Origin of the sequence: [Clostridium] cellulosi, assembly GCF_036762875.1 — a bacterium.
Classification (GTDB): Bacteria; Bacillota; Clostridia; order Oscillospirales; family Ethanoligenentaceae; genus Ruminiclostridium_D; species Ruminiclostridium_D cellulosi.
Window position 1 is genome coordinate 74568 of record NZ_JBAIZF010000016.1, and the last position, 14709, is coordinate 89276.

The following is a 14709-nucleotide window of genomic DNA, read 5'->3' on the forward strand; positions in this document are numbered from 1 at the left end:
TTTGCTTCGGCTTATTAAACAAATCTAACTAGCTTCATTTTGCTTGATTTGTATAAAATTCCTATTATTTTAAATTATAGCTCGAATGAAACATCATTTCAACCAAATATTTAAAATATTGACAAAATACTTAAAAATTATTGCCTACATTAGCAAAAAACTTACGCAAAGACCCTGTAACATTAGAAAACTGCAATAAAAAATGCCGCTTTTAGGCGGCATTTCCCTTATCTTCAATCCAATTTTTACATTTACCTGCTCGTGTCACTTCGTATGAAAGGATACTTTACATCTTCGTCAATGAGCATTTTATATTTGCTCGGGCGCCGATACGCATTTCCGTGAACCTCTGTTTCTCGGTATTTCCTGAGCATATCAACGTCAAGTTCTGCAATATATATTCCTTCTTCTTCGCCGGCTTCAAGAATACACATATCTCTTGACCCCGGGCGGTCGGGCAGATATGCAACTCCATCAAAAAGGGTAGAATGGCCGTTGCAGTCAGGTTTTCCAGCGGGGTAGTTGCAAGTTGCAATAGCCATCATATTCTCATAGGCTCTCGCTCTTAACTGTGACAATCGGTTAATCTCCATTGGACATGCATTTGGTACAAGAACCAATTCAGCACCTTTAAGCATTAAGATCCTTGCACTTTCTGGCATCTCCCTATCATAGCAGATCATTGCTCCTACTTTGATGATTCCTTTACCGGTCTCAAGGTCCGCTACATAAAAATCTTCACCTTTGCTGAGCCTTGCTTCATCACCAAATTCACAGGTATGTACTTTTGCGTAATTCAGAACCAAATTCCCATACATATCGAATATACAAACTGTGTTTTTCGGAAGCGGATTAAATGACTCCAGAAATGTAACGCCGATAGCCATTTTTAGTTCCCGCGCAAGGCTTTGGAACTGCTTTACAAAATCGCTTTCCACCGATATGGATTTTCTTTTTAATTCATTAAGGTCCTCAGGTATATCATATCCATCATTCCACATCTCAGGGAACAGTGCAATATCTGCTTCGCGTTTTTTCGCTTCTCTGCAGGCCTCAATTCCTTTTTGCAGATTATCTTTAATAGTTTCCATTGGCAATAACTGAAGCAGTGCAATTTTTAAATACATAAAGCCACCTTCGAAAAAATTTTTCTGGCATTTTGCTTAAATCCGCATTTGGTTAATGCAATCGGAGAATTCCTCCCCACAAATGGCGAAACGCCTTAAATTAGAAATCGGTGTTATTTGTATGCCTTAAGAATAAAGGTTTGACCCCAGTTTTTCAGTATTTTTATTGAAGAAAAACCCGCAGCCTGTAGTGCTTCCATCTCATGCTCTACAGTTAATGGGGTATCATAGTGATAAAACTCATTATCATTAATTCCCTGCAGCTGTTTTAGGTGAAGCAGTTCATTCCTGTGCAACTCTTCCTCTTCATCAGATAATGAAAAATAATCCGTCAAAATAAAATAGCCCGTTTTCTTTAGTGATTTATGTAATTTTGCATAAAGCGGTATTTTTTCCTCTTTAGAAAAATGGTGAAGTGACTCCACAGATACAGCGGCGTCAAATACTTCGCATCCGAATGGAATGTCAAAGTATGAGCCCAAAACCAATTTAATATCCTTTTCGGGAAACTTTGCTTTTAATACGCTTAACATTCCGGGTGCAAGGTCAATGCCCGTTACTTTGGCGGTAGGGTTGATCTTAAAATATTCTTCTAGTTCCAATCCAGTACCACAGCCCAAATCAAGAATATGGGTTCGTGGTTCCTTAGGGAGACATTCAGCTGTAAACGGATAAAATTCCTGCGCTGACTCAATACAGGTTAATTGGTGTTTATCGTATTCATCTAAGCGGTTATCGAAAAAATCCACCATTTTCTCAAGCATAGACGAGTCTCCTCAAATTATATATATCTGTTGTATCGGTTCTTCTGTATGTTTTATCCAGTCTGCATAGCATAATAGCTTGTATATATTTCTTTTAATTTTGTTATATCCCAGATTGTCCTAATTCTTTTATGACAAGCCCCTTTTTTCAACAGGAACTTTCATATTATTTTACTCTGCCTCGGAGTGAAATACAATATATTTTCCAATCCTCAATTTGCGAATAAAGCATGTTACAACAAAATAAGATTCCTGACATTGGCACCTCAGACAAAGTAACCTGTGGTAGTTCAATATCAGGAACCACTTATTTATGACTTTATAAGATCAAACTTATATACAACATCATAGCCGCTTGAATATGCGCTAAGTGCTACAAAATTATAAGCTAAGAGATATTGTTTTTTCTATGAGTCTTAATTTTAAGCATTTGCCGATTTATATTAAAAGACATATTTCACCTAATTTCAAAGTCAAGAAAAGTAATATAAGCGCCCTTAAACAAAACGACTCACTCAACGGATAAATAGGGTTAAGTGAGTCGCTTTTGTATGGTACTAGTCAATTACTGAAATTTGTATAAAAATGTTCCACCTTTCAGTACGGGATATTGTTTTATTAGAATTTAATTACTTTTGGCTCCTCGGTAAATGAATAGAATACAGCGGTTGCATCCTTAAAGTAAAGGACCTCTGTATTGTCATCCTCCGGTGAATACATAGATTGAAGTTCTGGATAATTATCAAGCATATGTTTTTTTGCTTCTACTCTGTCATCCCTGATAAGCTTCCCAGTTACTCTAAGCCATTTCCCATCTGCATAAGCACAGATCTCTGCTTTGGGGTTTGCCTGTAGCTGTTTAGACACATTTTTAACCTTGCCTGTCTGGATATAAAGTTTACCTTCGAAAATATCCACTGTACCGAATGGCCGGACTCGTGGCTGGTCTCCCTCTACTGTAGCTAAATAATATGTTCCGCATTTCTTCAAGAATTCATAGACTTCCTGCATGTTATGTCCCTCCAGTTTATCAACAAAATGTATTGAACACAAGTAGGGAAGTGTCTAAAAGTAGTATTCGATAGTAAAAGCAAGTTCTATTTCACAATAACCACTGCCAAAAGGCTCAATCTTCTTTTTTGTATTATTGATAATGTATGACGACCTTTCCTTCACACACGGCAGATCCTGTTTTAAACAGGAACTTCGATATTATTTTACTCTGCCTTGAAGTGAAATACAATATATTTTCCAATTCTCGCTTTACGAATAACGCAATTAAATGAGCAAAAACAAGGTTTCCTGACCGGAAGAACACAAGTCAGGGAACCTTTATTTATGAACTGAGACTATATAACAATTTACATTACCGCACTTAATTCTTTTCACTGTACTCATATAAATTTCTACTCTATACTTTTTTTTCTCGATATGAAATCGGTGTTATCCGCCTCATAGTATCGAAACCCATAGTGCAATTAAGAAATCATATATACCATGAGTGAAAATTAGCGAGAGTATGGTACAGCCTTTGATTTTCTCTCTGAATATACAGAAGATTATTCCAAGCAATGCTGTCAATAAAATCTGAAGTAAATTTCCTTGGAACATATGGAACAGCCCGAACAGTAAAGAGGAGATGATGATAGCAAACCATTTATTGTTCTTGATTTCGAGTAGTTTATTAAATATGTAGCCGCGAAATATCAGTTCTTCTGCGAGAGCAACAGCAAATATCGTGTTGAAAAACTCAAAGATAAATTTCCAAACTTCCGTATATCTTACGTTACTAATATAATTTTTAAAACCCAGAAGAATGGGGAGAACGGTAAAAACTAATGACATGGCAATAGCAAGTAATATACCGATTCCTATTTGCCTCGGGATCTTTTCTTTTGTGAAGCCAAGATCACTTAGTTTTTCCTTATTTACAATCATTAAAATTGCTGACGGGACAATAAGCAGCCATTGGTTGACAAACATAGCTACTATGCGCAATGGGATAGAAATTGACTTGAGGATATATTGGTTGAATAACGCTATTCCAAAATCAATCAAGAATGTACCTAAAACAGATATTAATAGCTGAATCAATGATGTTTTAGTTTTTGTTTTAAATATAAATGAATTAATGTCCATTTATAAGCTCCTATTATAAATTTAAGATATCCAAACACTATGGGTATTTTAAACTGTTTTTCACACATAGGGAAGGGGAGCGGGGGGGAGTGACAATTGCTCTTCGAGGATAAGGGTAAACTACGAAATATCGGATATCTTTTAGCATTTTTAAAAGTACCAAGTTAGTCCCATATAGTTATTAACTATCTCTCTTCACAGCGCTTTTGCCCATTTTCTTGATTAACTGTCTTTTAAACAAGATTTCGTTTTTCTCTTTTTGGATACTTGCTTGAATGAACCTGCAAAAATAAAATTTTTGATGGATTGTATAGTTAAAATTATAACATCTGCCTACAATTAATTCAACTTATTGACACCAGAAATACTGAATTGACAAAATCTCAGATTTCCCACAAAAAATGATAAATTTGAGTGTTATTATAGAAGCCATAGGTTTTAAGGATTAAAAGTAAACCGTTGCTAAAAGGGTACAGAATATAAACAAAAAGGCAAGGCAGTTTCATTTATTTTCCTTTCTGCAACAGGTGCTGCATACGCATGATATTCTAGTTTGACGGTTAGATGATTGGTTTAGTTAAAAATAAGAATTGCAAGAAGCACTGTTAACACTGTATTAGATTTGTCGATCGGGCCTTGTTGACGTCAACCATAGAAGTGTTTAGAGATAACAAATCGAGGATCCGCCTGGTGCCAGACCAGATAGGGTCAAAATATGACGGATTTACGATATGAGCGATGGAACCGGCAGAGCCGACTACAAACACCATAATCCACGAAAATATTAGAAAAATTTTCGTTCGCAGTGCCGTAGCTACATCCGAGTCGGTTTATCGAATACTGTACTTGGCAATAAAGGATGTCAAACCTGCAAAAAGGGCAGAAAACACGGCCATTACTGCCATAACATAATTATTTACCTCGATAAATCGGTTTTCCTATGTATGGAAGTAAACCTGCATTTACAACAAAGTTAAAAATGTGCTTCAACAGCAGAAATACCTTTTGAAATAGTTTGACTGATTTTAGGACATATCCTGTTTACATATCGCATCCACAGTTTTTCGATCGTATGTATTCTGAATAGTTCTACAACTGAACAGCCAAAGAATACAAGGAGAATGCAGATTACAGAGTGTCCGAATAAATTTACCGAATTAATATAAGATTTATTCTTAAATAATGTAATCCAAAGGTAATGCCTAAAAAGTACACTATCGTGAAGTAAATATATTCCAAAAGTAGACGCTGCTATTGTATTTATAATTTTACTGCTCTTAATATCAAGATTCTTGAAACCAATAAATAACAAAACTGAAGTAATAAGAACAGGCAGAGTATTCATACCAAAATAAAATGTTGCTACTTTTCCTAACCGTGTCACTCTAATACCTAATAAATCAAGACTAACTGCAGTAAGGAATGTCAGAATATAGCTTAATGTTCCCCAAAGAATACAGTGCTTTGTTTTAATTTCGTCTTTATACAATCTAATATATCCAGCAAGAATATAAAGATATAGCCCAGGATGTATTGTTCATAGCGAACGATCCACCGACAAAAATCAATTCATTGGAGACGCAGAATAGAATAGTCATTAATAGGATTAAACACAAATGTTTGCGTTTTCCAAGACCTTTTAATAGTTGATTTATATAAGGAGAAAATAAATAGATTACAAAATAGCAAGTAGCATACCACCATGCTGATGATGACAAAGGAAACAAACTTTTAATAACAGTTTTCATACTGTTGACGCCATCAATCTTAGTCAAATAGAAAAAGAGTGTAATGGCAACCGAATAAAAGAATACCTGTCCCCAAAACTTTAGTATCTTTTCTAATTTAATGTTTGATGAATTTATTAGGAAGTATCCTGAAATTAGCATGAATAAATTGACGCCAATCTTCCCGCCAAGCGAGAGCCATTGAACCCATAGCTTTTGAATGGTTATATTGTTTGTTGAAAAGGAAAAACCTCCATGAACAGAATAGTGGTGTCCTACAATCATTAACATTGAGAATATTCTCAATAGTTCAATTCCAGATTTTCTACCTGTCTGTTTAGAGGATATTATGCTTTCCATGGTTGGTAGACCTTCTTTATAAAAAGGTTAGTGGGATATGCAAATTACATTGCATACAATACAAATTGTACCATTAAAAATGATGTATTTCAATGGTAGAGTAGATAATTATTTACACATAAAAAGCGACAGGGAACACGTCCTTGCCGCTGACATACTTTTATTATATGTTTTTACTGTAAAATATAGATAATAGCTCCGATGTTAATAAAATAAAGAAGATAAAAACAGCAAAATATCAAGTTTAAAGTTTACGGTATATTTATAATATTTGTGAAAGGAGTGATGGAACAAATGGAAGAAACAAAGGTATATTTTAAAAGTTTACTTTGTAAGATGTTTTGCAGCATTTCTTCAAAACTCAGGTTTGGAAGAAACAAATACCATGCGCAGGCACCGATTATCAATATTCCACATGGGACAAAGAACTTCCATGTCTTTCTTCCAAAGTACCTGCACACTTTCTGTTTGTAGGCGCGATATTCATCGCCGAATACTGTCGGCAGATATTTTTCTTCCTCCAGGATTTGAAGGTGGAGCATTATAATTGCCCATAATGTAAAAAGTAAAAGAAACCAATTGAAGAACATCAAAAGGATTCCGATATAAACAAGATCAAATCCGAGAAAAGCAGGATTGCGGCTTATTTTGTAGATTCCGTTCTGAACGAATGAAGTTTGCTCGTTTTCAGCGATTCCTGCACGCCATGAGTCACCCATGGTTATGACCGCTAAGAAGAAAATAATAACACCGATTATCCCCAAAACGATACCAATGACTTTCCCGTTGTACTTAAGCATAGAATGGCCATATAAAATACTAAGCAACTCGGCAATTACAACACAAATTGTTGCAATTTTCATTATAAGTTCAATTATGAATCGTTTCCGGTCAGATTTTCCTTTTGCCATCTGGTCGGTCTCGATTCCTTTTTTCTTTTGAAACAGCATTTTAGTCAGATATATGCTGTAAAAAATCGCCATTATAATTAATGCTATTATCTGATATCTGTTCAATACTTCTACCTCCATGATAGTACGCTGCGGAACAAAATCAATATTGTATACATTTGGCCGACGTAGATGGCTTAAGTCTGATAAATTTCTAACTCCAACCCGAAATGCCGTTATTCTATACTTTCAAAAGGTCCAAATCAATATCACTTGTTGGGAAACATATTAACGGCTTATCAGCATTTCCGAGAAACTCAGTATCGATATGGCCAACAGCGTAGTTTTCATAAGTCCTGCTGAAATAGATAATCGTGCTTTTACTCATCTGAGTTAGTTTATATGGTAATCTCTATCTGATTTCCCTCTATTGCGACGAAACAGCTTTCATAGTACCCGTCGCCCGTTGTGCGCGGGCCACTTATGACCTCGAATCCAGCTTTTCTGAGCCTTTCGGTTAATTCATCAACTGCTTCCTTGCTTCCTACCGAAAAAGCAATATGAGCATAGCCTGTGCGATTCAAATGCTTTGGATCGTCTGCCATCCCCGGCTTTTTCATAATCTCCAATCTTGCTCCATCATCAAAGCTGATGAAGTACGAGCGGAAATCCGTGGCCTTGTTGTGGTAACCGTTATTTTCAGAACCGCCAAGATACCTTACAAAGAAATCCTTCGCTCTCTCCAGATCATTTACATACATTGCGATATGTTCTATCCTCATTTTGCCCCCCTGAAATCCACGGTCTCACCACAACATCTGTCTCACAGCCGACTTGTGTAAAACATATTAACTGCTTATCACCATTTTCGCAATACTCAGCTCATCTGGCGAAACATTGCAGGGAAGATAAAGCACCTGCACGCCTGCTTTCATTGCTGCTTCTAAAGCTTCGCCAAACTCCGGGTGCGTTTTTACATTAGGCAGCACTTTCCTAACACGTGGCATAGTGATGACGAATGCGATATAGCATTCATATCCTTTACTGACCGCGTCAGCAAGCTCGTATAGATGCTTTACCCCTCGCTCGGTTGGCGCGTCCGGGAAATATCCAACGCCGTCAATCTCCAGTGTGCAGCCTTTGACCTCAATTAAAATCTTTCGTGAGCCACATTCCAAATAGAAATCTATGCGCGATTTCCCATAAGTATATTCTTGTTTGAGCAATGTGATATTTTTAAAAAGTGCCGGTGACTTATTCAGCCATTCCTTTACTACCTGATTCGGCGCCTGGCTATCAATATTAACCCAGCCGAGCCCATCCTTATATATGGCTATAAGATCATACTGCGTTTTTCTTGCTGGGTTGTCTGTTTTCACAATTACAACTTCGCTGCCGGGCAAAAGCAGTTCTTTGCAGCGCCCAGTATTCTTTACATGCACTGTTTCGACCTTGCCGCCAAGGCCTACATGCGCAACAAAGCGATTCTTTCGTTCTAAAAATTTGGCATATGTAATATTTTTATACTTCATGTTTTCTCGCGGAAATACTTATCATATTCCGTTCCTTTCAAAATAGTAAGCATACTTATTAGGAAAAAGGATAGAAGGTTATAATTACCGCAAAATTAATCTTTGATAATATTTTCAGTAACGACACTTTTCGATTCTAGTTCTTTATACATTTTATGGTTAAAATAAAATGCAAAACCACCTACTACTACAAAAGAAAGGCCTTTTGTAATAAGTGCCGGTAGTGGTATCTCTGCACCTGAGGCTATTTGACAGATGGATTGTGGGAAAATCATAACTCCTACGCATATACATAGTTTTAAAATACATGCGAGTATTAGTGTTCCAAGTGGTTCTCCTTTTCTTAGCATATACATTGTAACAAAACATAGTACACTAACAATTCCCATGTCCAAAACATATGTAATATTTGTTGTATATACGCCAATAAGAGATAGGGTAGTTCCATTTACCAATGAAGATATCACGCCAGGTAACCACGCTACAATTAATGCAACTCCAGATAGGCCTAAAAAATATACATACCTTTTGAGCCATGTATGGATTGTTGTAAAGATAAGTTTTTTATATGAGTAAACATTCCAAATAATGAACAAGAAAATAAAGCCACATAGATGAGAAATAGTTTATTATATGTTAATCCAAATGCGATACTAGCTGCATAATAAAATGCAACTGCATAAACAGATATCAACTTTAATTCTGATATTGTATCCCTTTTATTAATGTATTTGACGTATGTTGCTATAAACAGAGGAATTACGAAAAGGAAAATAATATATCTGTTCCAATTGATATTGGCGCTTGAAAATAAGTGTCATGAGCATATATCCCATAACCATATATTTTCACTGTTTGTCCTATTGATTAATAAAATCATAACCTGAGTTAAAATTCTATGAAAGTATTCCAGCAATTGAAGTAACCATCAGTAATATTATTGTTACGATAGCTATATAGTCGTTTTTCTTGGTCATTCTATTAGTCTCCCTAAATTTTTATCATTCTTTAACTTATTATCTAAAATAATTCTTAAATCTTACCTTGGTACCATTCGCACTACATGGGGCTTTCTGCACTAATTTTATAATTTTTCAAAAGCAACTGTCTGTTCTTTCAAAGAAATTTTCCCGACCTTATAGCCATACTTAAGCAGTTCCTTCTTGTAATTCAGGAAAGAATGGTCTATCGGGATACCTGCGATTTGTTCTATTTCGGCAAAAGTCAGCTTGAAGTTGTCTGTTCCGTTTTCTTTAATCCAATTCCATAACGGGTCATATTTACTCATGGTTTACATTCCTTTCTGAAACTATCGTTATGTATAATCTACGATAGCTTTTTTTAGTCCAACAAAGGTTATATGCGAGATTGAAACTATCACCCGGCAGCTATAAAATCAGCGAAGTATTTAGTTCATAACTGATTGCGTAATTCAGGATAATATCTGATTTTAGGCTGGTGGGCTTTATGTTCACCAATAATTTTCTCCATCCAGATCATATCGTACCAGCGTCCAAATTTATATCCGCATTTGTGGAACTCGCCAACTTTTACAAAGCCAAGGTGTTCATGAAATTGCGCACTGTTTCTATTAAGGTATTTGTCCTCAGTTTCCGGATATGCAATACAAGCATAAAGATTAAGAATGCCCATCTTTTTTAATTCTGTTTCAAGAGCTTCATATAGCTTTCTTCCAAGACCTAATTTTCGTGCATTGCGGTCGAGATAGATTGTTGTTTCGCATGACCAGTCATAAGCGGCCCTGCCTACAAATGCACCTGCATATGAATAGCCTTGTATGATTCCATCTTTTTCGACAACTATATAAGGATATTTCTCCATTATGCGCCGCATTCGATTTTGAAATTCGCTAAGCGTTGGAACGTCATATTCAAATGTGATAGCAGTATTTATTACATAATAAGAATAGATTTCTAAAAGCCTTTCCGCATCATTAATATGGGCATTCCTTATTTTAATCTCACTCATAGGTAGCCTCCGCTTTGAAATAAGCTTTTAAAAATATTTAGTATGGAACAAAAATGCAGTAAAACTTTGGATATTGAGCTTTTTGTGATTGTAATATTAAATCATAAAAAGGTTCAAGGTTCCGTGCGCTAAAATAGTTGACCAACAGTTCTTAGTTTTCAATCTGATAAACCCAAGTACTATTCCGTAGCCTAACCCTGCGACAAGTTTCAAAAATATTGCCACATCCCAATTTCCAGATATGAAATTCGGTATAATATACAGAAGATGCCATATTGTAAACAGAGCAACGTTCCAAATATAGATATGTAATTCATTCGTCATTACCTTGCTAAAACTGTTCCATATATAACCTCTAATAAGTAATTCCTCGAATACTGGTGTTACAATACTTCCATAAATGATTGTCATGACCGAAGTGAATCCTTCTGTATAGTTGGACGGAGTTGCAATATAAAGGCCGATTACAACGCAAGTTGCAATTATATACCCTTTAGAAAACTTTTTAGGAAAAACGGACAATGTTTGCTTTCTTATTTTTGCGTAACAAATTATAATGATTGTCAAGACAATCATTATCGGCATAGTAATCATTTTTTTGTTAAATAGTGTAGCCGGGAAATAGGGTGAAATAAGCCATAAAATTCCCTGAAGTATGAGCATAAGGATAAATGCTTCTGCAACGGCCATTAATTGATTTTTGCAATTTGAATTTTTCATACCTGCCAAAATATAAAATTGTATAGCTAGATTATACTATAAAATATATTATGAATAAATAACGTAACTTTAATTTTCATTCTGATGGATATTTTAAAGGGGCTCCAGACATTGTCTTCTCCGGCACAGAGCGGCCGGAAGAAAAATCGAACAATGTCTAAAACCCCTTTATTTATCAAAGAGTATCCCTTTACCCAGTAATAAATTCTTGCGCGCAATGAAAATAGAAAAATTTCATTTCCATTATCATAGAGCCGGAAGCTATGATTCTTCCAGCAAGTTTCCGAGATGCCTTTTTTCAAAAACAAATCTTTATTAGGAAGGACGACAATAACTATCAGTTCACCGCTTTCCCGCGGCAGATCAAAAGTTCGCTCTTGATGCCGTTAAGCTCAACGATGTTTTCCGCATTAGCATCAGAGAAATCTTCGACAACTTCACCGTTTGACTCATAGATAACCGAATTGGAGAACCCTTTCACGAGAGCTCGGAACGGGAAATTTTCCGGCACCGTAAGTCTTGATGTTGATGTGATTTGATTGATTTCAAGTGAGCCTGTGAAATCTACAATCTTAATATCCATATCGATATTGCAATCCAATTCTAACGCGGCTTCCACGGACTCCAGAAATACCTTATTCGCTTTACCGCGAAATTCTACTTGTTCACAGGCCAGATTGTTTATATGCAACTCATCACAGTTTGATTCCAGCTCAACATGAGAAAGATACTTGTTTGGAAGAAGCACTTCTATAAAAAGTCCCTCTTTTGCCTTGGCTTCTGTCATCTTGTTATATCTGTTTACGTCTACATCAATCCGGCCTTTGATATCATCAATCCTGACCTTGAAGTCTGTCTCTAAAGTCGCGATCTCGTTAGACGCAAGCCTTACCAGAACCTTTTCACTATCAGTACTTGTAACAAAGAGGGAAGAAGCGCCTCCCAGCTTCATATCAAAACGTTTTCTGCCGTCAATATCATATTCTGTTTTGCTTTCATAAAGATATCCTTTGCGAACAGCTGCCTCTTTTTCCTGTGAAAGAAATTCATCCACACTGATGCCAAATAGATTCGAGATTGTAATAAGATTATCAATGTCCGGAATTCCACGTTCTGTTTCCCACTTGGTCACTGCCTGTCTGGATACTCCGAGCTTTTCTGCGAGAGCCTCTTGTGACATTCCTGCATTTTTTCTTGCATTTTTCAACTTCTCTGCAAATGTCATTTCTTATTAATTTTATTATTACTAGAAAAATCCTTTGCATTAACTAAGAATAAGAAATTTAATATATTATTTATAACTTACAATACCGGACTTTTATTAACAGTTATAATGATGGCTATACGTGGATGTGTTGAGGTATTAAAACTTGAAATATCATCTGCAATCAATTCTTCAATTTCAGGTATAGCAGGCTTAGGTCTATTATGGCAATAGCTTATATCTTATTCTTCCTGATATTGCTTAATAGAATCAATGATGTCGATAGTAAAAAAAGCATACAGTAAAAATGAATGATACCCCCTTTATTGGTTATCCAGTGAAGGGGGCATCTTTATTTTTAAAGTTACACATATCAAAAGGGAATAACTTTTATATAACATCGTACCTCAAACCAAGCATTTTTAACCGTTCTAACATTCTCTTATTTCGCATCAAACATACTGTTTCGACATGGCTTGAGAGCATCAGATTAATGTCTGGCATATAACTTTAAATTCGTCCGTTCGAGGAAATATGTCGAGCAGGTTTTAAGGATATATAGCTGTTCAAGGGAACAGGTCAACCATTTTAGTCCGTTCGTAGGAATAAGCTGCTATATTTCTTTATGAGAACATATATTAAAACTCTTCCCAAGTACGCCCATTAAGGTCGTGTGCAATTTTCTCAGTTGTGGGCATTTTTTTATATTTGAGCATTTCTGCCAAATTAAAATATTTGCTTCTCTGGATCGGATTTTTGCTTGCCTTTCGAAAATCTGTCCTGTAAAAGTGATCTACAATGAAATATTTGTGTGGTATATCGTACAAGTTGTATCCATAGCTCTTTGCCCGCTCAATAGCCTCTTTTATACGATTAAGTTCATCTTCAGATGCCGGTTCTCCAATCTCAGTTTTATACATAAGATTACCATTTTCGTATGAAGCAACAATGATTTTTATAAGCTTACCAATTGCCCGTATACTTTTTCCGCTGTAAAGGCCGATATATCCATGTTCCGAATAGCCTCGAGATGCATCATCGTAGTATAAGCTCAATTCTATGTTATCTTCGAGTGTAGTACCAGCAACAATTGCTCTCATCCACTTATAACTGTCCGGAATTAACCCCTCATCGAAACAATACTTCTTAAAATCATCTAATACTGCAACAATTTCAGCATCGCGCTCATCTACAATGTCTTCCATAGCGTTTAGCAACTGTTCAAAAGTCAAATTCACATGTTTAATCGGTGAATGGAGTCGCTCCGCGTTCGCCATATTATAAGCTTTCAAATCTGCCGCAAATTCATCGAAAAGCTCCTTTCTCATAGGCTTAGGATCCAGAGTCAGGAGTACCTTGATTTCTTCATTTGAAAATTGACCCAGATGCTTGATCAACTGGTCTTTATTAAATTGATTATAGAGTTTGGTTTCCACAACAATCTTAAAACTTTTTTGACTGATAATAGCATCTGGAACACTATCGTCACCGGCAACTTGCAAATCAAATGTAATTTCAGGTGTTTTATCCTCACCTAGAATTAATGAATTCAACATAGAAAAAAACTTATCAGCATTATAATTATAAAGACGTGAGAGCATCAACATTGTATTAGCTGTATCTACATTCTCCTTGGAATGATAACGCTGAAAATAATGTATTTGCATGGACAGTCCTCCTTATATACTCATTCATAAATGCGATGACGGCTTTTAAAATATTTTCGAACAATGGTGGCTCTAACTGGCAGTTAAGGCAGCCGACAATACGATGGCTGTGAGCGGCAAAGAACCCAGCAGTAATTTTGCCATCTTTCGTATATCCGACGGGATGCTGAGCTTTATTGCGATATCCATATATCTCAGGGCTTTCGAGTATTTGTTCTGGAGTAATAGAAAGGCCCCCGATTTTCTTTAACGTGTCGCTGACGCGGTTATACTTAATTCTAAGTTCTTCTTCGTAGGATATATGGCGGAATACGCAGCCGCCGCATTTTTCAGAGACCGGACAGTCCGACTCGATACGGGCAGGGGAGGGGACAATTACTTCAAGAAGCTTTCCATAGGCCAGATTTTTCTTGACACTTAATACATGAACCTTTACAGTTTCACCTTCTGCACAGTGCGGGACAAAGATTACAAAATCGTTATAGCGTCCAACGCCTTTTCCGTCATGTGTCGTACCAGTTATTTGTAGTTCTATTTCCATATTCTTTTTTAGTTGCATTTTAATCCTCAATCCGAATTAATATGAAATT

17 protein-coding genes are annotated in these 14709 nt (G+C 36.1%); 1 reads left to right on the forward strand and 16 read right to left on the reverse strand.

Annotated elements, in window-relative coordinates; translation table 11 throughout:
- Window positions 1-251: 251 nt before the first annotated feature.
- The 14 genes from V6C21_RS04405 to V6C21_RS04470 form a co-directional block, all read right to left on the reverse strand.
- Window positions 252-1127 carry a carbon-nitrogen hydrolase family protein gene (locus tag V6C21_RS04405; RefSeq protein WP_034837310.1) on the reverse strand — a complete coding sequence of 292 codons (876 nt, stop codon included), beginning with the start codon at window positions 1125-1127 and terminating at the stop codon, window positions 252-254.
- A gap of 113 nt (window positions 1128-1240) precedes the next feature.
- Window positions 1241-1891 carry a class I SAM-dependent methyltransferase gene (locus tag V6C21_RS04410; protein WP_479268433.1) on the reverse strand — a complete coding sequence of 217 codons (651 nt, stop codon included), beginning with the start codon at window positions 1889-1891 and terminating at the stop codon, window positions 1241-1243.
- A 618-nt stretch (window positions 1892-2509) separates the two neighbouring features.
- Window positions 2510-2902: a pyridoxamine 5'-phosphate oxidase family protein gene (locus V6C21_RS04415; protein ID WP_034837316.1), complete on the reverse strand. Its 393-nt coding sequence runs from the start codon at window positions 2900-2902 to the stop codon at window positions 2510-2512.
- A gap of 441 nt (window positions 2903-3343) precedes the next feature.
- Entirely contained in the window at window positions 3344-4030 is a 687-nt protein-coding gene (locus tag V6C21_RS04420; protein WP_479268434.1) for a lysostaphin resistance A-like protein, read from the reverse strand.
- A gap of 973 nt (window positions 4031-5003) precedes the next feature.
- Window positions 5004-5519 (reverse strand): hypothetical protein, encoded by a 516-nt coding sequence (locus V6C21_RS04425; RefSeq protein WP_479268435.1) that lies wholly within the window; start codon window positions 5517-5519, stop codon window positions 5004-5006.
- 1 nt (window position 5520) lies between these two features.
- A complete protein-coding gene (locus V6C21_RS04430; protein ID WP_479268436.1) occupies window positions 5521-6117 on the reverse strand; it encodes an acyltransferase family protein in 597 nt (198 codons plus the stop codon).
- Between the two features lie 251 nt (window positions 6118-6368).
- Complete coding sequence (locus V6C21_RS04435) at window positions 6369-7133, reverse strand: methyltransferase family protein (RefSeq protein ID WP_479268437.1); 765 nt, start codon at window positions 7131-7133, stop codon at window positions 6369-6371.
- 272 nt (window positions 7134-7405) lie between these two features.
- A complete protein-coding gene (locus tag V6C21_RS04440) occupies window positions 7406-7789 on the reverse strand; it encodes a VOC family protein (RefSeq protein ID WP_479268438.1) in 384 nt (127 codons plus the stop codon).
- A 66-nt stretch (window positions 7790-7855) separates the two neighbouring features.
- Window positions 7856-8539 (reverse strand): DNA/RNA nuclease SfsA, encoded by a 684-nt coding sequence (sfsA, locus tag V6C21_RS04445; protein WP_479268439.1) that lies wholly within the window; start codon window positions 8537-8539, stop codon window positions 7856-7858.
- 95 nt (window positions 8540-8634) lie between these two features.
- Complete coding sequence (locus V6C21_RS04450) at window positions 8635-8994, reverse strand: hypothetical protein (protein ID WP_479268440.1); 360 nt, start codon at window positions 8992-8994, stop codon at window positions 8635-8637.
- 629 nt (window positions 8995-9623) lie between these two features.
- Window positions 9624-9827 carry a hypothetical protein gene (locus V6C21_RS04455; RefSeq protein WP_034837338.1) on the reverse strand — a complete coding sequence of 68 codons (204 nt, stop codon included), beginning with the start codon at window positions 9825-9827 and terminating at the stop codon, window positions 9624-9626.
- A gap of 125 nt (window positions 9828-9952) precedes the next feature.
- The gene (locus V6C21_RS04460; RefSeq protein ID WP_045085542.1) at window positions 9953-10528 is read right to left on the reverse strand and encodes a GNAT family N-acetyltransferase; all 576 of its coding nucleotides are present in this window, start codon (window positions 10526-10528) and stop codon (window positions 9953-9955) included.
- A 96-nt stretch (window positions 10529-10624) separates the two neighbouring features.
- Window positions 10625-11248: a CPBP family intramembrane glutamic endopeptidase gene (locus V6C21_RS04465; protein WP_479268453.1), complete on the reverse strand. Its 624-nt coding sequence runs from the start codon at window positions 11246-11248 to the stop codon at window positions 10625-10627.
- 337 nt (window positions 11249-11585) lie between these two features.
- The gene (locus V6C21_RS04470) at window positions 11586-12455 is read right to left on the reverse strand and encodes a helix-turn-helix domain-containing protein (RefSeq protein ID WP_479268441.1); all 870 of its coding nucleotides are present in this window, start codon (window positions 12453-12455) and stop codon (window positions 11586-11588) included.
- Window positions 12456-12482: 27 nt separating this feature from the next.
- Between V6C21_RS04470 and V6C21_RS04475 the strand changes: the two genes are divergently transcribed.
- On the forward strand, window positions 12483-12686 hold the full coding sequence (locus V6C21_RS04475; protein ID WP_479268454.1) for a DUF2871 family protein: 204 nt from the start codon (window positions 12483-12485) through the stop codon (window positions 12684-12686).
- Window positions 12687-13090: 404 nt separating this feature from the next.
- Here V6C21_RS04475 and V6C21_RS04480 read toward each other — a convergent pair whose 3' ends face one another.
- The gene (locus V6C21_RS04480) at window positions 13091-14119 is read right to left on the reverse strand and encodes a hypothetical protein (protein ID WP_479268442.1); all 1029 of its coding nucleotides are present in this window, start codon (window positions 14117-14119) and stop codon (window positions 13091-13093) included.
- A complete protein-coding gene (locus V6C21_RS04485) occupies window positions 14064-14678 on the reverse strand; it encodes a class I SAM-dependent RNA methyltransferase (RefSeq protein ID WP_479268443.1) in 615 nt (204 codons plus the stop codon). The genes V6C21_RS04480 and V6C21_RS04485 overlap by 56 nt, the downstream gene beginning before the upstream one ends.
- Between the last annotated feature and the right edge of the window lie 31 nt (window positions 14679-14709).